This is a genomic window from uncultured Ruegeria sp. (genome assembly GCF_947489545.1).
GTDB lineage: Bacteria > Pseudomonadota > Alphaproteobacteria > Rhodobacterales > Rhodobacteraceae > Ruegeria.
The window spans coordinates 185,453-209,128 of record NZ_CANLDZ010000008.1 but is presented as its reverse complement, the minus strand read 5'-3'; the positions used below and the strand labels follow the sequence as shown (position 1 = coordinate 209,128).

Below are 23,676 nucleotides of genomic sequence, written 5' to 3'. Positions count from 1 at the left end.
TTTTTTTTTTGTATTCGTGGGTGGGGGGGGGGGCGCGGCGCGGGTTGGTGGGTGCTCTATCTCGCCGGGGGGGGGGGGGGGGGGCCCCCCCCGGGGGGGGGCCCCCCCCCACCCCCACCACTGTAAAAGCCCTTGTCAAAAGGGCCTTTCACAGGCGGGAGGTTTTCAGGCTTTGATGACAACGCTTGGTGAGACGACATCGATGCCCAACGCCTTACCGACAGCGTAATAGGTCAACTGACCGGCGTGAACGTTTAGACCCGCCAACAAATGCGGGTCGTCCTGACACGCCTGTTTCCAGCCTTTATCCGCAAGTGACAGCATGAAGGGCATCGTCGCGTTGCCCAATGCGATTGTAGATGTGCGCGCAACCGCCCCCGGCATGTTGGCAACGCAATAGTGCATCACTCCATCCACTTCGTAGATCGGATCGGCATGGGTCGTGGCCCGCGATGTTTCAAAGCAACCGCCCTGATCAATGGCGACGTCCACCAAAACCGCACCTGGCTTCATAGTGGAAAGCTGCTGGCGGGTGACCAGTTTTGGGGCTGCAGCGCCCGGGATCAACACCGCACCGATAACCATGTCAGCGGTCTGGATCAGTTCGGCTGTTGCCCCGGCGGTCGAATATTGGTTCTTGAACAGGCCGCCAAAAACATCATCCAGATATCGCAACCGTGGCAGCGAACGGTCCAGCACGGTGACGTCCGCGCCCATACCGGCCGCGATCTTGGCTGCGTGAGTGCCGACGACGCCACCACCGATGACCACGACATTGGCGGGGCCCACACCAGGAACGCCACCCATCAGCACGCCGCGACCGCCATTGGCTTTTTGCAGGGTCCACGAACCGACCTGAGGCGCAAGCCGACCTGCAACTTCGGACATCGGAGCCAACAGCGGTAGACCGCCACTGGCATCTGTCACGGTTTCATAGGCGATCGCCGTGCATCCGGATTCGATCAGGTCATGCGTCTGGTCCGGATCGGGGGCCAGATGCAGATAAGTGAACAGCAATTGCCCTTCCCACAGCATCTTGCGTTCTACCGCTTGTGGTTCCTTGACCTTCACGATCATATCGGCCGTTGCAAAAACCTCCTCTGCGGTGTCCACAATGCGAGCACCGGCCGAGACATAGGCCTCGTTTTCAAAGCCTGCGCCGATCCCGGCTCCGGTTTCGATCAGCACTTCATGACCGCGCGCAGTCGCTTCCTGAGCAGCGTTAGGGGTCATGCCGACGCGGAATTCCTGAGGTTTGATTTCCTTGGGGCAACCGATTTTCATTTGTGGTCTCCGTTTGTAAACTGCCTAAATTATGAGCATTTTTCAGCGCAATTATTGTGAAACAAAACGTGCCTTTGGGCTGACTTTTGAAAGAATATCCCGTAGAAGCTAATCTTCTTGCAATGGATGTGCGCTAATGAGCTTAGATACGACGGATCGTAAGATTCTGGCCGCCCTGCAGCGAAATGGCCGCATGTCGAATGCGGAATTGTCCGAACAGGTGAATCTGTCACCATCAGCATGCCATCGCCGTGTGCAGCGGTTGGAGTTTGATGGGTATATCCGCAACTACGTGGCTTTGCTTGATGCCCGAAAAATGAATGTTCCAACAACCGTGTTTGTCGAGATCACGCTGCAAGGGCAGGCCGAGGAAGTTCTGGAAGCGTTCGAAAAGGCCGTGGCGCGTATTCCGGATGTGCTGGAATGCCATCTGATGGCGGGAACGGCGGACTATATCCTGAAAGTGGTTGCTGAAAACACCGAAGATTTTGCCCGTATTCACCGTCAGTATCTGTCGCGGTTGCCAGGGGTTGCTCAGATGCAAAGTTCTTTCGCTCTGCGTACAGTTTTCAAAACCACTGCTTTGCCGGTCTGATGTATTAGACTGAACCGGGATACGTAAAGAGGGCGAGATGCAGGAAATTGAACCCGAAATGCATCGCTACAGGCACCCATAGACGACCGGTTGCAATGAAACCCATCCCAAGCCCCACGCCCAAAAGCGTTGCAAAAACCACCAACTCAAGCCCGCCGCCGATATGAGCAAGGCCAAACAACAAGCTGGCGACAGCGATCCCGCCGGTCGTCCCTAGCTTTGACCCTAGTACCGACTGCAGATAACCGCGAAAGAACGCCTCTTCCGCCAAGCAAGTCAGGAACAGGTTTGAGAAGGCAAAGATCAACCACCAGGACGGCAGGCCAAACTCAAGTCGTACGGCTCCGGCATACAGCCCCAAAGTGAACAACAGCGGGAGCAGTGCGGTTCCAAGTACAAGGGGCGCGATGCGTGTTCGTTGGTGGCTGTTCAACATACCCGGGCAGACCAGCAGGACCGCAAAAAACACCATTGGCTTGTCGACGTTAAGGAACATCGTGAAAGTAGCGCTGTCGGCACCTGCCGTCACCTGATCCAGAATACGTGTGTTGTTGAACCCGGGCAAAAGATGCGCACCTAGCGCCAGACACCAAAGTATCAGTGCAATATGCCCGATGGCGGCGAGCCACCCTGATTGGTGTCGGAGGTGGAACGCACCTAGCAAACCAACACCCACAAGTGCAGTTGCCAGCGGTGACATCAGCCCGATGATCAAAGAGACCAGCCCGAACAAAGCCAATAGCGACAGGCCTAGGGCGGATCGCCCCGCGAATGCCGCCAATTGCGCCGTGATCAGGATCAGCCAAGGCCAGATTCCAGGCAGGAGAGAGAGAAATTGCGTCACGCCCATCTCATTGATTGGAGTCCGGCTGTGATGCCGCGCATTTGCACCTCAGCACAAGACGCGAATTTGATCTATAGCAGTAATGCCCATGCAATGCGTCAATTCTAACGCTTGTATCCACAGGGCGAGACGTTCACATTCAATCGGATACGGCACAGCTACCCCAGTGCCGAAAGTGCTTTGCAGGTTCGATCCGGTCAAGCCGGGGCATTGCGGTGACATCATTTTATCAGATGACATCAGGCAGTTACACACACCCGGTACGGTCCGAACCCGATGACTGAGAAGGAGCAGACCTTGGCATACGAAAACAATGGCGCCCCCAAAGACTGGCTCGAAGCCGAGCTTGAAGACACGTTGGACGAAGATTTTGAGATTGAATTCAGCGAACCCATGCTTTCGATGGAGGTTCGCAAGATCTATCGCGAACAACATCCAGACATGTTGGATCGCAAGGTCTATTTTCGCAATCTGTTGCGGCTGCAGGCTGAATTGATCCGGGTTCAGGACTGGGTTCAGCACACAGGCGCAAAGGTTTGCATTCTGTTCGAAGGGCGCGACAGCGCGGGCAAAGGGGGGGTGATCAAACGTATCACACAACGGTTGAACCCACGTGTTGCACGCGTTGTCGCCCTGCCTGCGCCCAGCCGTCGTGAGCAGAGCCAATGGTATTTCCAGCGCTACGTGCCGCATCTGCCAGCGGCGGGTGAAATCGTGTTGTTCGACCGGTCCTGGTACAACCGCGCCGGGGTTGAACGCGTGATGGGGTTTGCAAGCGAGGATCAGGTCGAGCAGTTCTTTAAAGACGTTCCCGAGTTTGAGCGAATGCTTGTCCGCTCGGGGATCATCCTGCTGAAGTACTGGTTCTCAATCACCGACGAAGAACAGCAGTTGCGCTTCTTAATGCGTATTCACGATCCGATGAAACAGTGGAAGCTGTCGCCGATGGATCTGGAGTCTCGCATTCGTTGGGAGTCCTATACTAAAGCCAAAGAGGACATGTTGTTTCGCACCAATATCCCCGAGGCGCCCTGGTACATTGTTGAAGGCAACGACAAAAAGCGCGAGCGATTGAATTGCATCGAACACTTGCTGACGAGAATTCCGTATGACGATGTTCCGCAGGAAAAGGTTAATCTGCCGGATCGGCGGTACAATCCGGAATACGAGCGTCGCATCCTGCCCGACGAGTTGTATGTGCCTAAAATCTACTGACAGCAAACGGCCTAAGGTGGTGCGAGGCAGAAGCTACTGCCCCGCACCGGAGCGCCTGATCAGGCGGCGTCCATCATGCAGTCAAAGCTGAACGTGTTGAACATATAGAAGTCACAGGTATCGTCCGTGACCATGTCCACATCGTTTGCCGTCGCCTCTTCTTCCTGATTGGTTCCTGACCGCGGAACCATCTCGAAGGCATCCGTGTCACCCGCATCGTTTGCCGCCGTTTGGGTGGTGTTCCAGTTGAATTCATCCAACTGTGTGTGGAGCCCTTCGATGAAGGATGTGAGTTCATCGAGGAAAGCCTGAACATCGAAACAGGCGAGTTCTGGTTCACCAGCATCGACCACCTCTGTTTCTGGGGTTTCTGTTTCGGGCTCTTCGGTCTCGGTGACGTCGGTGCCCGGCGTTTCAGGTTCTTCGGTTTCCGGGGTTTCTGTTTCAGGCTCCTCGGTCTCTGTGACATCAGTGTCAGGGGTTTCTGGCTCTTCAACCTCAGGAGTTTCCACTTCCGGCTCCTCAGTCTCGGTCACATCCGTCTCCGGAGTTTCCACTGTAGGTTCTTCCGTTGCGGGGGTTTCGGGTTCTGGCTCTTCTATTTCCGTCACACCAGTTTCCGGAGTTTCGACCTCTGGCTCTTCCGGCTCAGCGACTTCCTCGGTTGGGGTTGTGGGCGCGGGTGCTGTGGGGGCATTGCCGTTGTCCAACATCACAGGACCGTCGGTGTTGGCAAAGTTCTGCGTGACCATGACGGCGTCATAGCCCTGCATGTCACCGGTTTCGATGCCGATTCCGATGTACTTGAAATCAGGGTTCAGTATGTTGGCCCGATGACCGGGGCTGTCCATCAGACCCTGATGCAGTTGAACAACGTCATCGTTGATGCCAGGCGCACCGCGTTCAGATTGCCAGGCAATGTTTTCGCCGGTGCGCCAGCTTCCCGACAGGTCAAACCCGGCATCTTGCATACGCTGAGTTGCCGAGGAGCCCCCCGATCCGGTGTGGCTGAATGTGTCCGAGTTCAGCATCCATTCGCTGTGATCCTCGGATGAGTCGTTCAGCCGGGTCTCAAGTTGCAGCGGATCAAGCCCGCGGGATGTGCGTTCCTGATTGATAAGCGCGAGCATTTCACGCTCGAACGTGCTTGCAGTCGACATAAGTGCCTCCGTTTTATGGTTGTGTCCTTGTGGACGCGGCCACTTAGAAGTGAGCATGTCGAGAGAAATAGGGAGGTCCGTTTATCGCACGAATTTTGGCGACGCAGTGCTACCGCCGCGGGATTCGTTGCGCTGCAAAATGCCGGGCAAAATGCCGCTGACAGGAAAATGGCAGCTTGTCGCACGTGTAAAAGCCGAGTCGGCGGATTGTATCCGGTCCCAAAAACGACAAACCCCCGGGCGATGCCTCGGGGGTCGTCAAATAGTGTCATCCAAAGCTGGACGAGTCAGGCAGCTCTCAGAGCAAACCTTCGCGCTGTGCTTTCTTACGTGCCAGTTTACGGGCACGGCGGATCGCTTCAGCTTTCTCTCGCGCTTTTTTCTCGGACGGTTTCTCGAAATGTTGCTTAAGCTTCATTTCGCGGAACACGCCTTCGCGCTGCAGCTTTTTCTTCAGGGCACGGAGCGCCTGATCGACATTGTTGTCGCGAACACTAACCTGCATGTGGTTGTCACCACCTTTCTAGATAGAGTTGCAAGGAAATTGCAGGAGTTGGCCGTATAGCAAAGCGCCCCTATGTTGTCTAGTACTGGGTCCGAGAACCGGAGAACCACCATGACCGTTACTTACGAAGACGCCAAACAGCAATTGTTGAACGCCATTTTGAACCATGTTCCGTTCGACGGCTGGTCTGAAACAAGCTTTCGCGCTGCAATCACAGACAGTGATCTCGAGGACGGTTTGGCACGTGCCATTTGCCCACGCGGGGCAGTCGATTTGGCGCTGGCCTATCACGCTCGCGGTGACGCGGTTATGTTGGAACGGATCAAGACCGAAGATATGAGCGGCCTTAAATTCCGGGAAAAAATCGCTGCTGCCGTGCGCTATAGGCTTGAGGCGGTCGAAGATAAGGAACTTGTGCGTCGCGGGATGACCTTGTTTTCCCTGCCGATGCATGCGGGCGAAGGCGCCAAGGCCGTGTGGCAGACCTGCGATATGATCTGGGACGCGCTGGGTGATACGTCGGATGATGTGAACTGGTATACCAAGCGTGCAACTTTGTCGGGTGTGTATTCCTCCACCCTGTTGTTCTGGCTGGGCGATGACAGCCCCGACCATCAGCGGGCATGGGAGTTTCTGGACCGCCGCATCGATGACGTCATGCAATTTGAGAAATTGAAAGCGCAGGTGAGGGACAACCCTTTGTTCAAGCCTTTCCTTGCGGTGCCCAACTGGCTGGCCAGCCATGTGAAGGCTCCGATGAAGATGCGGGCCGACTTGCCCGGATTGCTCAACCCGCGAAAATAGAACCTCGTTCCATCTGGGCCTCTGTTCGGATGCCTGCTAGGCATTGAGCAAAGGAGATTTGCTCATGACTCAGATGATGCGCGCCGTTGAGATTACCAAGCCGGGTGGCCCCGATGTTTTACAGCTGACCGAAAGACCCGTGCCCGAACCGGGGGCAGGGCAGGTGGTTATCAAAGTCGCGTATGCCGGAGTCAATCGACCCGACGCACTGCAACGCGCGGGCGCTTATGATCCTCCGCCCGGTGCGAGTGATCTGCCAGGCCTTGAAGCGTCGGGCGAAGTTGTTGCTTTGGGCGCGGGGGTCGAAGGCCTGTCTGTTGGCGACCAAGTTTGCGCCCTGCTGCCCGGCGGTGGATATGCCGAGTATGTGGCTACTCCGGCTGCGCATTGCCTGCCGGTACCGCAAGGCATGGGCCTCAAAGAAGCCGCCTGTCTGCCCGAGACATTCTTTACCGTCTGGTCCAATGTCTTTACGCGCGGTGGTCTGAAAGCCGGCGAACGTTTCTTGGTCCATGGCGGATCCAGCGGGATCGGAACGACCGCGATCCAGTTGGCCAACGCATTTGGCGCAAGGGTGTTTGCCACTGCTGGGTCGGATGAAAAGTGCGAGGCTTGTGTCAATCTTGGAGCCGAAAAGGCCATCAACTATCGCGATGAGGATTTCGTTGGGGTCATGCGGGCCGAGGGGGGTGCGAATCTGATTCTCGACATGGTCGGTGGCGATTACATCCCTCGCAACGTCAAGGCTCTGGCCGAGGACGGACGCTTGGTGCAGATAGCCTTTCTGCAAGGTCCGATGGTCGAGTTGAACTTTGCGCTGATGATGGTCAAACGCCTGACGCTCACGGGAAGCACATTGCGGCCGCAAAGTGATCTGGCGAAAGCTCAGATTGCCCAGGATCTGCAGGAGGCCGTTTGGCCGTTGCTGGAGGCTGGCAAAGTTGCGCCGGTGATGGACAGTGCGTTTGATCTGTCGGATGCGGCTGCAGCCCACGCCCGGATGGAAAGCTCTGGTCACATCGGAAAGATCGCTCTGAACATATCGGGGTAACCCTGGTCAAACGGATGGGTCAGGCGACTGCGCGTCGATACAGGTGCCAGGTCGCATGACCCAATATCGGCATAACCACAATCAGTCCCAGCAACATCGGGATGGCACCGATCACCAGCAGGGCTGCGACGATGAAACCCCAGGTCAGAATAACACCGGGATTGTGTCGCAGCACGCGGACCGAGGTCACCACTGCAACCGGCAGGCCGACTTTCTGATCAAGCAGTAACGGGAAACTGACGACGCTAACGGCCAGGGCGCATAGGGCAAACAGAAATCCAACGGCCGTGCCGAACAGGATCATGGTCCACCCCACTCCGGTTGTGAAAACCTGCGTGGCAAATGCAGCGAAGGATGTGGGTGGTTCCGGGCCTAACGTGTGAACGTAAATGCTCTGCGCGACCATCAGCCAGATGAGCAACAGCATCACAAGATAAAACCCCAACACAAGGATGGCGCCAAAGGACGGTGATCGGAACACGCCGAAGGCGTCCAGCCAATGCACCTCGTTGCCTTGCTCACGCTTGCGGCTGATCTCGTACAATCCTACCGCAGCGACCGGGCCGATCAGGGCGAACCCCGCGACGAGTGGCGCCAGCAATGGCACCAAATTCATGTTCAATGCGAATCCGAACATCAACAGCCCGGCGATCGGGTAGATCAATACGATAAAGATCGCGTCTGCCCGTGTTTCGAGAAAATCGTGGTATCCGGCCCTCAAACAGGCACGCAAGTCCTGCAGGGTGAGTGTTTGGACCATGGGCAGCTGTTTTGTATCCGAACTGCCGATCCGGGAAACGCTTTCCGAAACGTGATCTCTTGTCGCCCCCAGACTCTGGGCGGCCCAGCTGATCGGATTTCCGATTGTTTTAGCCATTTTCATCCCTTTCCTGGCGAGTTCTGCGCCGCGGAATGGATCCGGCTCCGGTTGCCCGTGGCCGGTCCAGCCGGCAACACTTGGAACCAGTATACCACAGTTTGCCGGATATCGGGGTCAACACCGCAAGATCATCTGATTGCCCCATCTTGCAGGCATGTTAGCGTAGGATCAGACAAGAGGAGGTCAGCATGCCGCAAACATCGCGTACGGTTGTCATTCATGAATTCGGCGGGCCAGAGGTCCTGAAGATCGAAGACCAGCCGATTGGCGAACCCGGCCCGGGCGAGGTTCTTATTCGTCACCATGCCTGCGGGTTGAACTTTATCGATGTTTATCAGCGCACAGGCCTTTATCCGTTGGATCTACCGCACGCACTTGGCATGGAAGCTGCCGGTCTGGTTGAGGCTGTGGGCGAAGGCGTGACCCATCTGGAGCCGGGTCAACGCGCTGCCTATGCTGCGACCCCATCCGGTGGGTATTGCGAAGCCCGGGTGATGCCCGCTGCGCAGGTCTGCCCTCTGCCGAATGGTATTTCATACGATGCCGCAGCCGCGATGATGTTAAAGGGCCTGACGGTCGAATACCTGTTCCACCGCACAACTCCGCTGAAACGGGGGGATACCGTCCTGTTCCATGCGGCTGCCGGAGGTGTGGGATTGATTGCCTGCCAATGGGCGAAGTCCGAAGGCATCACCCTGATTGGAACCGCAGGTACGAATGAAAAATGCAGTCTGGCGCAATTCAATGGTGCTGCGCATTGCATCAACTACCGGACAGAAAATTTTGCCGAGCGCGTGGCCGAGATCACAGGCGGTAAAGGTGTCGATGTGGTTATGGATTCGGTTGGGGCAGATACGTTCGAAGGATCTTTGGACTGCCTGAAACCGCTGGGTATGATGATTTCCTTTGGCAATGCGTCTGGCCCGGTTCCGCCGGTGAACATCGGTGTTCTTGGTCAGAAAGGATCGCTCAAGATCACGCGGCCAACTCTATTCACGCATATCGCCGATCACGCGGTGTGTCAGGCGATGGCGCGGCGTTTGTTTGGAAAGGTCGAAGGGCGCGAGGTCAAGATACATATTGATCAGCGTTTCCCTTTGGATCAGGTCGCTGATGCGCATCGCGCGCTTGAAGCGCGGCAGACCACAGGCAGTACTATTCTGGACGTCTGAAACAAAAAAAGACCCGGCGCGATACGCCGGGTCGATCTTCATGGCAGCTAGGAACTCAGAACCGATAGGCTGCCTTTATCTGGAATGTGGTCGCATCCACATCAATACCTGACGAATTGAAGTCATCAAACTCGTGGTAAAGCAGTTCGCCAGCGATGCTGATATTAGGGGCGACGATCTGTTCGTAACCGGCACCGATGAACCAGCCATCGTCGCTGCCCAGAGTATCGGTATCTGCCTCGGCATAGCCGGCAGTTCCGTACAGCAGACCCTGCGGGTTCACTTTGTAGCCTGCCCGTGCCTTCAGGCGCCAGACGTTCTCGACCGTTGCGGCGCCAGACAGGTCAACATCGGACCAGTCATAGTCAAAACCACCGCCAACAACCCAATCCCCCAGGTCATAGTCATAGCCCAGGATGATACCACCGATCAGCCCGTCTCCGTCGACGCCAGACGCGCTGGTGTCTATGTCGGCATACCCGATCTGGGCACCGCCATAAAAACCTGTCCAGTTGCCCGAAGACTGCGCCATCGCAGATCCTGCTACCAAAGTCGCGACGGCGGTGACGAGTGCCAATTTTCCTGTCATCTGTTTATCCTTTCGATCAAAATTCCCAACTGCACGGCCAAATTCACCTGCGTGCATCTACAAACTTCTACGGTCCGGTCGTGGAACCGGATCACTGATGTTTTTTGTATTCCGACCCGAGTCTCGGCTGCTCCGATTGCCTTCGGAGGTCTGCATCCACGTCAAGAGGACGCTTGTTTCCAGATTAGATAGGTTTGGTACATCATGCTTTCAAATGAGGTGCGGCGGCGGAACACTCCGCCGCCGACATGTTCATGGTTTTCAGCGGATTATTGCTGCAATTCCGCCGGATCCTTGTCGGCGATGTCAGTCCAGTTTGCGCTGGCCTGTTCGATAAAGCCCGGGATGTCGCCTTCCCAGCGTTCCTGGATGTCTTTTGACAGGTTCAAATACAGTTTGTTGTCGACGATTTTCCAGTGGTTAGGGTCGCCGTCAAACTTGAAACCCATCGCGGCACCGAAGGCGCAATAGCCGCCATAGGCCGGAAGATAAGCCGCTGGGTTGGCCTCAAATGCGGCTTTGTTTTCTTCCGATGAAAAGCGATACATCGCGTCGTCATGCAGAGTGGTGATGCGGTAGTCCCCTTTTGTGGCTTCGCCTTCAGAGAAATAGGCAACGGGGTCATACCCTTGCATGGCCAACCCGGTCGAACTTGCGTTGATTTCAACACCAGTGGCCAGGGCCGAAGTCGCGATTGCAACAGACAGCGCAACGCCGCCAACCAGAGATTTAAACGTATTCATAGCTTCACCTTTCGTGAATGGGCCACCGTGTGTCGCTGAAATTGCAACTGATGACGCCAGGGTTTTGTCCAGTGCGGCCGGTAATTTGCCGTCACAAAATCTCAGGTGGGAAGCGGCCGGATCACGTTCAAAGCAATCAATCGTGAATGTGCAGCAGTGAAGAGTGCATGTTCAAAAACGCAGAGTGTGTCAGCTGTCTGGCTCAAGTGCCATAACGAACTCGGTCACCTTGCGTGCGGTCATTTCGCATGGGCGCAGCAGCATCCCACTGTTTTGGGCATGATACAGATTCAGGCTGATATAGTCGTTGCCGCCAAGCTCATGCGCGACAAGTTTGTGGGATTTTCCTTGGGCAAATACCTGCCGTGTAACAACATAGCGTCGACGTGCCGAGGTGCCAGTGAACGTGCCAATCGGCAGTGCCAGGAATGCTGTCAGAAAAGCGTCTGACGGTGTCACGATTTTCCGATTTTTGGTTCTGTTCCGGCTTTGATGCGGGCCACATTGGAATTGTGGCGCCAGTAAACCAAGATTGTCAGAATGATCCCAAGGAAGAAGGCCGATCCATCCGTCAGCAACACAACCCAGGTTGTTGACAAAGCTGCCGCCCCAAGTGCGCCGACGGACGAAATTCGCCAGAACCCAGCTGCAACCAGCCATGTCAGGCAGCAAGCAACACCGACGCGCCAATCCAGCGCCAGCCAGATCCCCAGAAAGGTTGCAACCCCTTTGCCGCCTTTGAAACCAAGCCAAACCGGAAAGCAATGGCCCAGAAAGGCCATCAGGGCAGCAATTTGCGCTGCATCGTCGCCCGCAAAGGTACGGGCCAGCAATACCGCCGCCATGCCTTTGCCTGCGTCAAACAGCAAGGTTAGCGCAGCTGCCGCTTTGTTGCCGGTGCGCAAAACATTGGTGGCGCCGATATTGCCCGACCCGATCTGCCGCAGATTGCCCAGACCCATCACCTTGGCGATGATCATGCCGAATGGGATGGACCCCATAAGATAGCCAAGAACGGCCCATAGGATCAGCTGCGTTATTGTACTGTCGATCAGGGGCATCAGGCTCTCCGGTAGACTTCTTTGCCGGCAACATAGGTTGCAACGACTTTACCTTGCATCCGCTGACCGTCAAACGGCGTGTTCTGGGATTTCGATTTTAGGGTGAACCGGTCCAGTACAAACGGGACATCCGGGTCGAACATCACCAGATCAGCCGGCGCCCCTTCCGAGAGGCGACCGCTTTCCAGCCCCAACCGTTTGGCCGGGTTCAGGGCCATGGCACGGAACAGCGTCGGCAGGTCCAACTGACCGGCATGGTAAAGGCGCAGTGCTGCAGGCAGGAGTGTTTCCAGCGCGACAGCGCCCGAGGCGGCCTCTTCAAATGGCAGGCGTTTGCTTTCTTCATCTTGTGGTGTGTGCATCGAACTGATTGTGTCGATCAAACCGGTTCGTACAGCCTCGATCACGGCCTGCCGATCATCCTCAGACCGCAGCGGCGGCTTGACCTTGAAGAAAGTGCGGTAGTCGGCCACGTCCAACTCATTAAGGGTCAAATGGTGGATCGAGGTGCCAGCAGTGATGTCCAACCCGTTTCGTTTGGCGCGCTCCAGGGCAGGTAGGGCACGGGCGGTGGTGATCTGGTCTGCGTGATAGGCGGCGCCGGTCATTTCCAGCAGGGCGATGTCGCGATCCAATCCCATACGCTCGGCTCGAGCGGACACGGCGGGCAGCCCGCGCAAGGCCGCAAACTTGCCGCTGGTCGCAGCTGCTCCGGCGCTGAGGCCCGGTTCCTGAGGATGGGCGATGACCAAAGCGCCGCAGGATCGTGCATAGGTCAACGCGCGCGAAAAGACCTTGGTGTTGGCAACAACGTGATCACAGTCGGTAAATGCAACCGCGCCCGCATCCAGCAGAAAACCGATCTCGGTCATCTCGCGCCCTTCGCGGCCCTTTGTCAGCGCGGCCATTGGCAGCACGTTGACCGGCGTGTCAGCCTGAGCGCGCCGCGTGGCGAACTCCAGCGTTTCGGGGGTATCAATTGGCGGGCTGGTGTCGGGACGGGTTACCATAGTGGTCACCCCGCCTGCAGCGGCGGCAAGGCCCGCCGATTTATAACTTTCCTTGTGCCGTTCACCGGGTTCGCACACTTTCACGCCGATATCGACGATGCCGGGCGCCAGACATTTTCCGCCACAATCAATGAGTTCCGCATCCAAAGCCGGTGCTTCGCCCTCACCATCCGCCTTGATGCGACCGTCAACGATGTGCAACCAGCCGAGATTGTCAGAGCCAGCTTCAGGGTCGATCACCCGGGCATTGGTGAAGATCAGATCGTTCATGGCAATGCCCTTTCGATAGCGGCCTTGGTGGCGGCGGGGTCAGCCTGATACTTGATCAGGTGTTTATCGCCGCCTTTGGTGACGACCTGAACAAAGCTGCCCATTATGTTGACCGCCTCAATTTGGTCCAACGCAACTGAACGCGGGCCGGGGCCAGTCAGGGTTGTTTCGGTCATTTCCCACTTGGCCACCAATTCTTCCGAGGCCAAGTACCATGCGCGAAATCCGATGGCGGCAAGCCCGGCCGGTGCGCCGGTCCAGACATATGGGTTCCCGATCAGCCAAAGCACGATCATGGCCGCCGCCATAGCGCCAGCAGCAAGCCATGCGTTGGTGCGGACATAGGCGCTTTTGTCAGCTTGGAAGATCACAGGATCAGCCATAGGGCACCCCCAACAATCACCAGAATGACGAGCACCAAAACCGCGGATCCGACCCGGTTGGTTGTTTCGCTATCATTGGGTTCGGTGCCCGGGGCCGAGTATGGTTTTGCGCTGTCCGTTTCAATAACGCCCCCTGCCCAGTTCGTGACGTCTTCGGTGAAAACGCCAATCAAATGTAGGCGCGGGTCTGGTTCCAGCGTTGCGGCCTTTTTTTTGAACGCCGCGCTGCGCACTACCATGACCCATCCGTCTACGGTATCCAGCTCGTCGCGGTTCAGCTGGTCCGCTGACACACCGCATCCGTCATTCAGGTAGCCGAACAGCCCCAGGTCTTCGAGGTCCGAGGTAGGGAAGATGTCGATCTGTCCGGGGTCCAGATCATCGACCCCCAGCACCTGATCAACTGCGCCGGGTTCACGCAGGAACTTTGCTTCCTCCGGACGCATATCCAGAGAAAACAGACGCAGCACACCGTGGTCCTGAGGAGAGACGATCAGATCGCTCATGCGGCCTCACCCAGATTTCGGGCCAGCAGTTCCATCGCGGCCATGCGCACGGCGACGCCCATCTCAACCTGTTCCTGAATGACGGATCGGTTGATGTCGTCGGCCAAGGTGCCGTCGATTTCGACCCCGCGGTTCATCGGACCCGGATGCATGACGATGGCGTCAGGCTTGGCCAATGCCAGCTTGGCGACGTCGAGCCCATAACGGTGATAGTATTCGCGTTCTGAGGGGATAAAGCCCCCGTCCATCCGCTCTTTCTGAAGACGCAGCATCATCACCACATCGACATCCTGAAGGCCTTCGTTCATGTCGTCGTAGATCTCGGCACCGAATTCCGAAAACTGCGATGGCACAAGGGTCGGAGGGCCGATCAGGCGGATGCGGTTTTCCATTTTGCCCAGCAAGATCAGGTTTGACCGCGCGACGCGCGAATGTGCGACGTCGCCGCAGATGGCGATGTTCAGACGGTGCACGCGCCCTTTTGCACGGCGGATGGTCAATGCATCCAGCAAGGCCTGTGTTGGATGTTCGTGCCGCCCGTCGCCTGCGTTCAGCACAGCGCAGTTCACTTTCTGCGCCAACAGATCCACGGCGCCGGAATGCGGGTGCCGAACGACCAGCAAATCGGGATGCATCGCGTTCAGGGTCATCGCCGTGTCGATCAGCGTTTCGCCCTTCTTAATCGAGCTGGCTTGCATCGCCATGTTCATCACATCTGCCCCCAGCCGCTTGCCCGCAATCTCAAAGCTGGCCTGTGTACGGGTTGAGTTTTCAAAGAACATGTTGATCTGCGTCAGCCCGGCGAGCACATCCGAGTGCTTTGCCGATTGACGGTTCAGATCGACGTATTTTTCGGCCAGATCGAGGATGGCGGTGATATCGGATTGGGACAGATGCTCGATGCCAAGAAGGTGACGATGGGCAAAACGCATGGGACGGGCTCCTGTCCGACAATCGGGCCGCTTATAGGAAGTCAGACGTCCCGAGGCAACCTAAGGTTCTGTCTGTTCTGGCAGCGTCTCGCACCCGCCTTCGGGCAGACACTGCTCGCCGGGTTTGCACCATTTTCCGTATCCACAGTCTATGGCCTTGATCGGCACGCATCCTTGATGTTTCGAACATTTGAATCCGGGGCGACATTGTGATTCGGTTTCTTCGCACAAAAACCAGCCCGGGCGCGAGCATCCGCCACCGGGCAGGCAGGACGATCCACCTCTGCAAGTTAGCCCATCTGAACATTTTGTAGCAGGGCGTGGATCAAACTCGGGTGTGGTACGTTCGCACTCGCCGCGCCCGTTGCAGAAACTGCCACCGGGGCAATCAAGGCGAGATGTGCATTTGTTCGCTCCGATCGGCGCACAGCGGGTTCCCCCAGCAACGCAACGCTCAAAGGGGCCACAAGAGCGTCCGCCCCCGCAATAGGTACCTCCGGCGCGGATGCAATGACCATCGAAACTGCATCTTTGTCCGCCAGAGCAGCACCGGCTGCCGCATTGAAATTGTCCGGCCCTGCATTGGCCTTGCGTGTTGTGAAACGTGGCCGAAACTGGCCCACCACCTGAGACGGTGAGCAAAAGTGTTATCAGAAGGATTCGCAAAAACGGCGGCATGACTGTCTTGATGGTCGGTGCGACCGAGTGCCAAGGCAAGGCCAATTCGCTTTCCCTCAGTTAAAAGGTGGTTAGATTGATCGGCATGGAATCGGCTATGGATTATCATACCGCGCGGGCGTTGCTGGAATGGCAGATCGAATTGGGCGCAACCGATGCGATCGGGGATGTCCCGGTGGATCGATACGCGCTGCCCGATACTGCACCAAAGGCTAAAAAACCTGCACACCGGCAAGCTGCCCCGGAAAAACCAGCGCAGGTGGACCCGGTTGCGGTGGCGAAGTCGGCAGCCAAGGGTGCCGGTTCGCTGGATCAGCTGCGTGCGGTTATGGACGCGTTCGAGCATTGCGAATTGAAACGCGGCGCGCGGCAGTTGGTGTTCGCCGACGGCACGCCGGGTGCGCGCGTGATGATTGTTGGCGAAGCGCCGGGGCGGGATGAAGACCGCGAAGGCAGGCCCTTTGTCGGTCGCGCCGGGCAATTGCTGGATCGGATGCTGGCAGCGATTGATCTGGATCGCACGCAGAATGTTTATATCACCAACGTTCTGCCATGGCGGCCGCCGCAGAACAGAGACCCCAAACCAGAAGAGATCGGCATGATGAAGCCGTTTTTGGAACGGCATGTCACGTTGGCAAAGCCCGATGTGCTGGTGGTGATGGGCAATATCAGTTGTCAGGCCGTTTTGGGCAAACGCGGAATCACGCGGTTGCGTGGGCAGTGGGATCAGGCGATGGACCTACCGGTTATCCCGATGTTCCACCCTGCATATCTGCTGCGTCAACCGCAGATGAAGCGGCAAGCCTGGGCGGATTTGCTGGACCTCAAGGCGCATTTGAAAGGGAACAGATGAAAGTTTTGGCTTTCTCCGATCTTCACATGGCGCGAAACCGGGCCGCCGATATTGTTGCGGCAAGTGCAGATGCAGATCTGGTGATCGGGGCCGGGGATTATTGCAATATGCGGCAGGGTATGGATGAGGCGATGCAGATGCTATCGGGCATCTCTGTGCCCTTGGTTCTGGTTCCCGGCAACGCTGAAAGTGCAGAAGAACTGACCGATGCCGCGCCTGAGGGTGTGCATGTGTTGCACGGATCAGGTATGAGCCTCGATGGCGTGCGCATGTTTGGTCTAGGGTACGGTGTGCCGGTTACGCCCTTTGGTGACTGGTCTTGTGATCTGACCGAAGCGGACGCTGCCGAGATGCTGGATCGGTGCGATGGCGCTGATATCCTGGTCGTGCATTCACCGCCCAAAGGTCATGGTGATGCAACTTCGCAGGGTCTCTCGGTTGGGTCTGTCGCCGTGCGCGACGCAATCGAACGGATACAACCGGGTTTTGCCTTCTGCGGCCATATCCACGATAGTTGGGGGTATCGCGGGTTGATCGGCCGGACGCATATTGCCAACCTTGGCCCGAAAGTGAATTGGTTCGAGGTTACCTCATGATTGAGACGGTCACTTTTCTGGCTTTCATACCTGCGGCTTTGGCGCTGAATTTCACGCCTGGAGCAGATATGATGTTCTGCTTTGGTCAGGGGCTTCGGTCGGGTGGTAAATCCGCCGTTGCCGCCAGTGCCGGTGTCTCGACGGGGTCCTTGGTTCACGTGCTGCTCGCAGGTCTTGGGCTGGGCGCAGCCGTTGCCACAATGCCGTGGCTGTTTGATGTGATCCGTTGGATGGGTGTCGCGTATCTGTTGTATCTCGCCTGGGGCGCCATTCGGAACGGAGCTGTGACGGCGGACGGGCCAGCGAAAGCGACCCGATTTGCCTATAGGGATGGGTTGGTTGTGAACTTGACCAATCCCAAGGTCATCCTGTTTGTTCTGGCCTTCATCCCTCAATTCGTAGATCCCGCTGCAGGATCGATTCTGCTGCAATTCCTGACCTTTGGGATCATCATCGCGCTGGGCGGGTTTGTTGTGAACGGTCTGGTTGGCATCTTTGCCGGAGGCGCAGGAAAGGTCCTGATCTCGAACCCGCGCGCCTCGCGTATCATGGGTTGGATCACCGGGGGCATTTTCTCGGCTCTGGCGATCCGGCTGGCCATCATGGAAAGGGCCTGACACCACATGTCGCGCATTGATGAGTCCCTGCAGTTCATCCCCGTCCGCATCGCCGTTTTGACGGTATCTGACACGCGGTCTTTGGACGAAGATCGTTCAGGTCAGACCCTGGTCGACCGCATCCAGTCTGCAGATCACCAGATCGCAGACCGCAAGATCATCCGGGATGAGCGTGGGCAGATCGCTGATCAACTGCGCATCTGGATTGCCGACCCGGAGATAGACGTCGTGATCTCGACTGGCGGAACAGGATTGACCGGCCGGGACGTGACGGTAGAGGCACACCGCGATGTCTACGAGAAGGAAATCGAAGCGTTCGGCACCGTCTTCACCATCCTGTCGATGGAGAAGATTGGCACCTCTGCGGTACAATCCCGCGCAACAGGTGGGGTGGCTGGCGGTACCTATCTATTTGCGCTGCCCGGCAGCCCGGGCGCCTGCAAGGATGCCTGGGATGGCATTTTGGAGAAACAGTTCGACTACCGGCATCGCCCCTGCAATTTTGTAGAGATAATGCCCAGATTGGACGAACATCTGCGACGGAAGTAGACTGGTCATACGTTCAATACCTTGTAACCGCATTGTGGCTTGGCATTTTTCCGGCTTCAGCTACATCTTGCGGAAGGCAGCCTGACGCAACCGGGGTGAGTAATTAATGCGATTTCTACGGCAGAGTATTGTCGGTGTCTTTCTGGCGTCCCTGACGCTGGCCCTGCTGTTTGTTGCCGTTCAGATGATCGTTGGTGCGATGCAGGATGTGCTGACACGCGACAAAACGCAGCCGCAAGCACGCGAGCGCGTGTTCGCCGTCACACTCAGAACCGCTGAACTGGAAACTGTAACCCCCTATCTGGAAGCCTTTGGCGAGGTGCAGAGTCGCCGCCGCCTGGAACTGCGTGCAGCCCTTGGCGGGCGTGTGGTTTCCCTTGCCGAAGATTTTGAAGATGGCGGGTCTGTGACTGAGGGCGAAATCCTTGTCGAACTTGATCCGGCGGATACGCAATCTGCACTGGATCGCGCCAAGTCCGATCTGCTGGACGCCCAATTCGAAGAACGGGACGCCGAACGTTCCCTGCTGCTGGCGCAGGACGAGTTAAAGTCCGCCGAGGCGCAGGCCGATCTGCGCGAGCGGGCCCTGCAGCGACAACGCGATCTGGAGTCTCGGGGCGTTGGGGCGACCGCAAGCGTCGAAGAAGCCGAGCTTACGGCGGCCTCTGCCCAGCAATCCGTGCTGGCACGCCGTATCGCTTTGGCGCAAGCGGAATCCCGGGTGGATCAGGCGACGACTCTGCTGGCGAGGGCACGCATCGCTCTTGAGGCTGCCGAGCGCGATCTGGACGACATGACAATTCGCGCCGGTTTTGGTGGAACGCTGACAGACGTGACCCTTGTCGAAGGGCGATTGGTTGCGGCCAATGAAAAACTGGCCGAACTGGTGGATCCCAATGCTCTGGAAGTGGCCTTTCGGGTCTCGACCGCGCAGTATGTTCGGCTTTTGGACAACACTGGCGCGCTGATGAACGCCCCTGTCGCTGTGTCATTAGAAGTCACTGGTACTGATTTGACAGCAACGGGACGTATCAGCCGCGATAGCGGCTCGGCAGGTGAGGGGCAGACCGGACGGTTGATCTATGCTCGTCTGGACAGCGCTTCGGGGTTCAAGCCGGGTGATTTTGTAACCGTGACTGTCCAGGAACAACCGCTGCAGGCGGTTGTGCGTCTGCCCTCTTCGGTTCTCGACGCCTCAGGCTCGATTCTGGTGCTTGGTGCGGATGACCGGCTTGAGGCTTTGCCCGTGCTTCTGATCCGCAGACAAGGCGACGAAGTGCTGCTGCGCGGTGAAGGGTTGGACGGGCGCGAGGTGGTCATTGGCAGAACGCCCCTATTGGGTGCTGGCGTACGCGTGCGCCCCCTGAGGATTGAGGCCAGCGCTGACGCTGAGATGGTGGAACTGACGGACGCCAAACGTGCGGAACTGGTCGCCCAAGTTGAAGCCAGCGAAGCCATGCCACGGGACGTCAAAACGCAGGTGCTGGGTCAGCTAAGCGAGGCAAAAGTCCCCGCCTCATTGGTGCGGCGCATTGAAAACCGGGCAGGGGGCTAGGCGCCATGATGCGCGAGATACCCGGCGCGGCGGGTGGCGTCCTAAGCTACTTTACCCGACACCGCACCGTGGCGAACTTGCTGTTGCTGGTGATGCTGGTTCTGGGTGCCGCAGCGATCCCGAACATGCGGGCGCAGTTCTTTCCGGACGTCATACTTGAACGCGTTGATGTCAGCGTTGAATGGGACGGCGCAGGCCCCGAGGATGTAGACAATGGCATCGTCCAGGTTCTGGAGCCCGCGTTGCTGGCGGTCGAAGGGGTGGCCAGCACGGATACAACCTCACGAGAAGGGTCAGCCAGCATCAGGCTGGAGTTCGAGCCCAACTGGGATATGTCCCGTGCAGTGGAAGAGGTCAGAACGGCCGTCGACGGGGTAACCAACCTGCCCGAAGACGCCGAAGAACCGACGATCCGGCGTGGTGCCTGGCGTGACCGGGTGACCGATGTGGTTGTGACAGGGCCGGTCGCACCGGATCAGCTGGCAAACTTCACGGATGAGTTGATAAACCGGTTGTTTGCAGCGGGGGTCACCCGCACGACGATCCGGGGCATTGCCGCCCCCCGTGTGGTGGTCGAGGTACCGACAGCGCAATTGATCGCCAACGATATTGCAATGTCGGATATCGCATCCGCCGTATCCGCCGAGGTTAATGCCAACCCGGCCGGGGATGTGACCGGTGCCAATGCCCGTATCCGTACGGGGGCAGAAAAACGTACGCCGGAAGAAATAGAAGGGATCGCGCTGCGCAGTTTTGCGGATGGGTCCAAGTTGTTTGTTGGTGACGTGGCGCAGATCCGCGTTGAAGGGGTCGATCGCAATCGTAGCTATTTCGTTGGCGATGACCCGGCCATGTCCATTCGAGTTGACCGATCGAACCAGGGCGATGCCATCGACATCCAACACACGGTGGAAGACGTCGTGGCCGAGATGCAGGCCAGCCTGCCCGAGGGGGTCTCGGTTGAACTGATCCGAACCCGGGCTCAGGCCATTACCGACAGGCTGGATATCCTGATCGACAACGGGCTCGTGGGACTTGGGCTAGTTGTCTGCCTGCTGTTTTTGTTCCTGAATGCCCGGATCGCGTTTTGGGTTGCTGCCGGTATTCCAGTGGCCATGTCCGCGGCCATTGCACTGATGTATCTTGGTGGTCTGTCGATCAACATGGTGTCCCTGTTCGGGCTGATCATAACACTGGGCATCGTTGTCGATGATGCCATCGTTGTCGGCGAACACGCCGATTTTCGCGCGCGCCGTTTGGGCGAACCTCCGGTGGTTGCGGCTGAACGCGCCGCCCGACGCATGGCAATGCCGGTTTTTGCGGCCACTGTCACAACGGTAATCGCCTTTTTCGGCCTGACCCTTGTTGGTGGGCGGTTCGGCGAATTGATCCGCGATATTCCATTCACGGTGATTGCGGTCCTGATCGCCTCGCTGATCGAGTGTTTCTTGATCCTGCCAAACCACATGGCACATGCCATCGCGCATTCTGCAAAGGAACACTGGTACGACCTGCCCAACCGCGTCGTGAACCGGGGCTTCCGATGGGTGCGTGATCATCTGTTCCGCCCGCTCATCGCATGGGTCGTCTGGGCGCGATATGTGGTCGTGGCGTTGATGGTCGTGATCCTGGCCAGCCAGATTGCCCTATTCATTCGCGGGGATGTGAACTGGCGTTTCTTCAATGCGCCTGAACGAGGCTCGGTCACCGGCAATTTCATCATGGCCGAAGGGGCGACCCGGTCCGATACGCTTGAGATGATGCAACAATTGCAGCGCGCAACGGATGAGCTGGGCCGAATCTACGAAGAACGCCATGGTCGTAACCCGATCGACTATGTTTTGGCCGAGGTTGGCGGCAGCGCCGGGTTTGGATTGTCTGCAGCCGAAGGCAAAGACGAAGATCTGCTGGGTGGTATTTCCATCGAATTGATCGATGCCGACCTGCGCCCCTACTCCAGCTTTGAGTTCGTAGGAGAGTTGCAGGATTTCGTGCCGCGCCATCCCAAGGTCGAATTGCTGACCTTCCGTGGCTGGCGCTCGGGTCCGGGTGGGGATGCGATTGATGTGCAGTTCTACGGCGCTGATGTAAATACGCTAAAGGCCGCGTCCGAGGATTTGCAAACCGAGCTGTCGAAATACACCGAGGTCTCGGCGCTGGAAGACAATCTGGCCTATGACAAGGAAGAATACATTCTGGACCTGACGGCGCAGGGCCAGGCGCTGGGCTTCCGGATCGAAACGCTGGGCCGTGTGCTGCGCAACCGCTTGAACGGGATCGAGGCCGCGACTTTCCCGGATGGACCACGCAGCGCAGAGATACGCGTAGAACTACCCGAGGGTGAACTTACAGCAGACTTCCTGGAACGAACGTTGATGCGAACGCCAGACGGGGTCTATGTGCCGCTGGCCGACATCGTTTCGGTCGAGCGCAAATCGGGGTTCTCGACGGTTCGGCGCGAAAATGGTCTGCGGGTGATTTCGGTGAACGGCGACATTTCCGAAGACGATCCCACACGCGCGGCCGAGATTGAGCGTGCACTGAACGAAGAAATCCTGCCGAAGATTGCCTCGGAACGTCAGGTGGAATGGCGTGTGGCGGGTCTGAGCGAACAAGAAGATGAGTTCCTGTCCGAGGCGGCCACTGGTTTGATCCTGTGTCTGACTGGAATCTATCTGGTACTGGCTTGGGTCTTTGCCAGTTGGAGCAGGCCATTGGTGGTGATGGCTATCATTCCGTTCGGTCTGGTTGGCGCGATTTGGGGGCACTACATCTGGGACGTGCCGCTGAGTATGTTTACGGTTGTGGGCCTGCTGGGCATGACAGGGATCATCATCAACGATTCCATCGTTCTGGTGACCACCATCGACGGCTATCAACAGGAACGTGGTCTGGTGCCATCCATTGTCGAAGGTACGGCAGACCGGTTGCGGCCCGTGATGTTAACGACACTAACAACAGTTCTGGGTTTGACGCCGCTGCTGTACGAAAGCTCACAACAGGCGCAATTCCTCAAACCAACCGTCATTACGCTGGTTTACGGACTTGGGTTCGGGATGTTGTTGGTTCTGGTTCTGGTGCCTGCCTTGCTTGCCATTCTGAACGACGTTTCACGTCCGATGACGGCGATGCGCCGCGCGATGCGGGCCCCGGATCGGGTGGTTCAGGGGGCGCTTGCCGGAACCGGTCTGGTGCTAATGGTCTGGTTCGGTCTGACGATGGTCTGGCCCATGGTGGCGGATGCGCCGGTCGGGCTGTTGTCGGGCCTGTATCCAGGTGATGATGGTGCAGCTATTTTGCAAATGGGCCTTGGCGCGTTTCTTGCCGGAGCGATCCCAATTGTGATTTTGAGCGTCGTTATGTCAGGTCTGGTTTACGTTCGCTTGAGAGGTCGAGTCGACGCTTAACTTACGCGTAAAGCGTGTTCTAGCAGGTCAACAACCCGGTCGCTCATCAGTAGGTCCCCGTTTCTTATCTGTTCTATGGAAAACCAACGGGCATCCAGCGCGTCATCACCGGCGATTGGTTCACCTGACCGATATGCGCATGCGACCCCGACCAGCAGATAGTGGGATACGACCTGACCTTCATCGTTCCGACGCAGCAGGTCGAGATTGCCCAGATAGTGGGATGGGTGTGCGGTGACCGAGGTCTCTTCCAGCAACTCGCGTTGCGCCGCCTGCAGCACGGTTTCCCCCCATTCGACATGGCCGCCGGGAAACCCCCACAGACCCGCATCGGGCTGTTTGCTGCGTTGCACCAAAAGGACTTGGCCCTGATGCAAAACAACGGCCAGAGCGCCGATCTTGGGTGTGTGTGTCATG

Annotated in this window: 26 protein-coding genes; 11 read left to right on the top strand and 15 right to left on the bottom strand. The window is 57.5% G+C overall.

Annotation, left to right across the window (positions count from 1 at the left end):
- Nucleotides 1-165: 165 nt before the first annotated feature.
- Nucleotides 166-1,284, bottom strand: a complete 1,119-nt coding sequence (gene ald, locus Q1B13_RS13480) for an alanine dehydrogenase (RefSeq protein WP_299080557.1) — start codon at nucleotides 1,282-1,284, stop codon at nucleotides 166-168.
- 136 nt (nucleotides 1,285-1,420) lie between these two features.
- Here ald and Q1B13_RS13475 point away from each other — a divergent pair, with 136 nt between their 5' ends.
- Nucleotides 1,421-1,879: an Lrp/AsnC family transcriptional regulator gene (locus Q1B13_RS13475; RefSeq protein ID WP_298935412.1), complete on the top strand. Its 459-nt coding sequence runs from the start codon at nucleotides 1,421-1,423 to the stop codon at nucleotides 1,877-1,879.
- 4 nt (nucleotides 1,880-1,883) lie between these two features.
- On the opposite strand, the gene Q1B13_RS13470 is transcribed toward Q1B13_RS13475, so the two are convergent.
- Nucleotides 1,884-2,723, bottom strand: coding sequence for a CPBP family intramembrane glutamic endopeptidase (locus Q1B13_RS13470; RefSeq protein ID WP_299080560.1), 840 nt, complete (start codon nucleotides 2,721-2,723; stop codon nucleotides 1,884-1,886).
- A 276-nt stretch (nucleotides 2,724-2,999) separates the two neighbouring features.
- Here Q1B13_RS13470 and ppk2 point away from each other — a divergent pair, with 276 nt between their 5' ends.
- On the top strand, nucleotides 3,000-3,938 hold the full coding sequence (ppk2, locus tag Q1B13_RS13465) for a polyphosphate kinase 2 (RefSeq protein WP_298935409.1): 939 nt from the start codon (nucleotides 3,000-3,002) through the stop codon (nucleotides 3,936-3,938).
- 59 nt (nucleotides 3,939-3,997) lie between these two features.
- On the opposite strand, the gene Q1B13_RS13460 is transcribed toward ppk2, so the two are convergent.
- Nucleotides 3,998-5,098 carry a CAP domain-containing protein gene (locus Q1B13_RS13460; protein WP_299080563.1) on the bottom strand — a complete coding sequence of 367 codons (1,101 nt, stop codon included), beginning with the start codon at nucleotides 5,096-5,098 and terminating at the stop codon, nucleotides 3,998-4,000.
- Nucleotides 5,099-5,396: 298 nt separating this feature from the next.
- Nucleotides 5,397-5,603, bottom strand: a complete 207-nt coding sequence (gene rpsU, locus Q1B13_RS13455) for a 30S ribosomal protein S21 (RefSeq protein ID WP_005614280.1) — start codon at nucleotides 5,601-5,603, stop codon at nucleotides 5,397-5,399.
- A gap of 111 nt (nucleotides 5,604-5,714) precedes the next feature.
- Between rpsU and Q1B13_RS13450 the strand changes: the two genes are divergently transcribed.
- Both Q1B13_RS13450 and Q1B13_RS13445 read left to right on the top strand, forming a co-directional pair.
- Entirely contained in the window at nucleotides 5,715-6,407 is a 693-nt protein-coding gene (locus Q1B13_RS13450; RefSeq protein ID WP_299080566.1) for a COQ9 family protein, read from the top strand.
- Between the two features lie 64 nt (nucleotides 6,408-6,471).
- The gene (locus Q1B13_RS13445) at nucleotides 6,472-7,458 is read left to right on the top strand and encodes an NAD(P)H-quinone oxidoreductase (RefSeq protein WP_299080569.1); all 987 of its coding nucleotides are present in this window, start codon (nucleotides 6,472-6,474) and stop codon (nucleotides 7,456-7,458) included.
- A 19-nt stretch (nucleotides 7,459-7,477) separates the two neighbouring features.
- Here the strand turns inward: Q1B13_RS13445 and Q1B13_RS13440 are convergent, their stop codons facing one another.
- Nucleotides 7,478-8,335, bottom strand: coding sequence for a DUF2189 domain-containing protein (locus Q1B13_RS13440; protein ID WP_299080571.1), 858 nt, complete (start codon nucleotides 8,333-8,335; stop codon nucleotides 7,478-7,480).
- Nucleotides 8,336-8,526: 191 nt separating this feature from the next.
- Here Q1B13_RS13440 and Q1B13_RS13435 point away from each other — a divergent pair, with 191 nt between their 5' ends.
- Nucleotides 8,527-9,510: a quinone oxidoreductase gene (locus Q1B13_RS13435; RefSeq protein ID WP_298935403.1), complete on the top strand. Its 984-nt coding sequence runs from the start codon at nucleotides 8,527-8,529 to the stop codon at nucleotides 9,508-9,510.
- Nucleotides 9,511-9,565: 55 nt separating this feature from the next.
- Here Q1B13_RS13435 and Q1B13_RS13430 read toward each other — a convergent pair whose 3' ends face one another.
- From Q1B13_RS13430 to Q1B13_RS13390, 9 genes are all read right to left on the bottom strand, one after another.
- On the bottom strand, nucleotides 9,566-10,099 hold the full coding sequence (locus Q1B13_RS13430) for a porin family protein (RefSeq protein WP_298935402.1): 534 nt from the start codon (nucleotides 10,097-10,099) through the stop codon (nucleotides 9,566-9,568).
- Nucleotides 10,100-10,368: 269 nt separating this feature from the next.
- On the bottom strand, nucleotides 10,369-10,842 hold the full coding sequence (locus tag Q1B13_RS13425; RefSeq protein WP_299080574.1) for a YHS domain-containing (seleno)protein: 474 nt from the start codon (nucleotides 10,840-10,842) through the stop codon (nucleotides 10,369-10,371).
- A 189-nt stretch (nucleotides 10,843-11,031) separates the two neighbouring features.
- Nucleotides 11,032-11,301: a hypothetical protein gene (locus tag Q1B13_RS13420; RefSeq protein WP_299080577.1), complete on the bottom strand. Its 270-nt coding sequence runs from the start codon at nucleotides 11,299-11,301 to the stop codon at nucleotides 11,032-11,034.
- A complete protein-coding gene (plsY, locus tag Q1B13_RS13415) occupies nucleotides 11,298-11,903 on the bottom strand; it encodes a glycerol-3-phosphate 1-O-acyltransferase PlsY (protein WP_299080580.1) in 606 nt (201 codons plus the stop codon). The genes Q1B13_RS13420 and plsY overlap by 4 nt, the downstream gene beginning before the upstream one ends.
- Entirely contained in the window at nucleotides 11,903-13,183 is a 1,281-nt protein-coding gene (pyrC, locus tag Q1B13_RS13410; protein WP_298935398.1) for a dihydroorotase, read from the bottom strand. Before pyrC ends, plsY begins: the two co-directional genes overlap by 1 nt.
- Nucleotides 13,180-13,566: a hypothetical protein gene (locus Q1B13_RS13405; RefSeq protein WP_299080583.1), complete on the bottom strand. Its 387-nt coding sequence runs from the start codon at nucleotides 13,564-13,566 to the stop codon at nucleotides 13,180-13,182. The genes pyrC and Q1B13_RS13405 overlap by 4 nt, the downstream gene beginning before the upstream one ends.
- Nucleotides 13,551-14,072, bottom strand: a complete 522-nt coding sequence (locus Q1B13_RS13400; protein WP_299080586.1) for a hypothetical protein — start codon at nucleotides 14,070-14,072, stop codon at nucleotides 13,551-13,553. Before Q1B13_RS13400 ends, Q1B13_RS13405 begins: the two co-directional genes overlap by 16 nt.
- Nucleotides 14,069-15,004, bottom strand: a complete 936-nt coding sequence (locus Q1B13_RS13395; RefSeq protein WP_299080589.1) for an aspartate carbamoyltransferase catalytic subunit — start codon at nucleotides 15,002-15,004, stop codon at nucleotides 14,069-14,071. The genes Q1B13_RS13400 and Q1B13_RS13395 overlap by 4 nt, the downstream gene beginning before the upstream one ends.
- Nucleotides 15,005-15,294: 290 nt before the next feature.
- Nucleotides 15,295-15,627 carry a hypothetical protein gene (locus tag Q1B13_RS13390; protein WP_299799834.1) on the bottom strand — a complete coding sequence of 111 codons (333 nt, stop codon included), beginning with the start codon at nucleotides 15,625-15,627 and terminating at the stop codon, nucleotides 15,295-15,297.
- 140 nt (nucleotides 15,628-15,767) lie between these two features.
- Between Q1B13_RS13390 and Q1B13_RS13385 the strand changes: the two genes are divergently transcribed.
- The 6 genes from Q1B13_RS13385 (at nucleotide 15,768) to Q1B13_RS13360 (ending at nucleotide 23,259) form a co-directional block, all read left to right on the top strand.
- Complete coding sequence (locus Q1B13_RS13385; RefSeq protein WP_299081010.1) at nucleotides 15,768-16,535, top strand: uracil-DNA glycosylase; 768 nt, start codon at nucleotides 15,768-15,770, stop codon at nucleotides 16,533-16,535.
- Nucleotides 16,532-17,131, top strand: coding sequence for a metallophosphoesterase family protein (locus Q1B13_RS13380; protein ID WP_299080592.1), 600 nt, complete (start codon nucleotides 16,532-16,534; stop codon nucleotides 17,129-17,131). Before Q1B13_RS13385 ends, Q1B13_RS13380 begins: the two co-directional genes overlap by 4 nt.
- Nucleotides 17,128-17,748 carry a LysE family translocator gene (locus Q1B13_RS13375; protein WP_298935391.1) on the top strand — a complete coding sequence of 207 codons (621 nt, stop codon included), beginning with the start codon at nucleotides 17,128-17,130 and terminating at the stop codon, nucleotides 17,746-17,748. Before Q1B13_RS13380 ends, Q1B13_RS13375 begins: the two co-directional genes overlap by 4 nt.
- A 6-nt stretch (nucleotides 17,749-17,754) precedes the next feature.
- Nucleotides 17,755-18,297 carry a molybdenum cofactor biosynthesis protein B gene (moaB, locus tag Q1B13_RS13370; protein ID WP_299080595.1) on the top strand — a complete coding sequence of 181 codons (543 nt, stop codon included), beginning with the start codon at nucleotides 17,755-17,757 and terminating at the stop codon, nucleotides 18,295-18,297.
- Nucleotides 18,298-18,403: 106 nt separating this feature from the next.
- A complete protein-coding gene (locus tag Q1B13_RS13365; protein ID WP_299080597.1) occupies nucleotides 18,404-19,852 on the top strand; it encodes an HlyD family efflux transporter periplasmic adaptor subunit in 1,449 nt (482 codons plus the stop codon).
- Nucleotides 19,853-19,857: 5 nt separating this feature from the next.
- Nucleotides 19,858-23,259, top strand: a complete 3,402-nt coding sequence (locus Q1B13_RS13360; RefSeq protein ID WP_299080600.1) for an efflux RND transporter permease subunit — start codon at nucleotides 19,858-19,860, stop codon at nucleotides 23,257-23,259.
- Here the strand turns inward: Q1B13_RS13360 and Q1B13_RS13355 are convergent.
- On the bottom strand, nucleotides 23,256-23,675 hold the full coding sequence (locus Q1B13_RS13355) for an NUDIX hydrolase (RefSeq protein WP_299080603.1): 420 nt from the start codon (nucleotides 23,673-23,675) through the stop codon (nucleotides 23,256-23,258). The two genes, Q1B13_RS13360 and Q1B13_RS13355, sit on opposite strands and share 4 nt — an antisense overlap.
- Between the last annotated feature and the right edge of the window lies 1 nt (nucleotide 23,676).